The sequence below is a fragment of the Brachyspira sp. SAP_772 genome (genome assembly GCF_009755885.1).
GTDB lineage: Bacteria > Spirochaetota > Brachyspiria > Brachyspirales > Brachyspiraceae > Brachyspira.
This window is the reverse complement of the sequence record NZ_VYIX01000381.1, coordinates 1-514: the sequence shown is the minus strand read 5'-3', so window position 1 is coordinate 514 and position 514 is coordinate 1. Positions and strand designations below refer to the sequence as shown.

Genomic DNA, 514 nt, shown 5'->3' with positions numbered 1-514 from the left:
AGAAGCTCTTAATACAGCATTAACTATATGGTCATAACCAGTACATCTGCATAAGTTTCCAGAAAGCCCTCTTCTAACTTCTTCTTCAGTAGGATTTCCTTTTGTATCATTCAAAATAGCCTCTGTTGACATCACCATTCCAGGAGTACAAAAACCGCATTGCACAGCGCCCTCATCAATAAAAGCTTTTGTTACTATTTTTCCTTTCTCTGTTTCTGTATAACCTTCTATAGTTAAAATTTCTTTTCCCTCGCATAAAGCTATAGGAATTAAACAAGAATTAACAACCTTGCCGTTCATCAAAACAGCACAAGCACCGCATTCACCCTCTCCGCAGCCTTCTTTAGTRCCTGTAAGTTTTAATTCATCTCTCAAAAAATCTATTAATCTAGTAAGCGGATTTAATTCTGTATTAATTTTTTTATTATTAACAGTAAAACTTATAGCCATATCACAACACCTCCGCAATATTTTCTGGTAATATAGGTATGCTTGTAAAATGATGTTTCAAAGC

Annotated in this window: 1 protein-coding gene; it reads right to left on the bottom strand. The window is 34.5% G+C overall.

Annotated elements, in window-relative coordinates:
• Nucleotides 1-450, bottom strand: a 450-nt coding sequence (locus GQX97_RS14620) for a (2Fe-2S)-binding protein (RefSeq protein ID WP_157152388.1), incomplete at its 3' end; no start/stop codon positions are given.
• Between the last annotated feature and the right edge of the window lie 64 nt (nucleotides 451-514).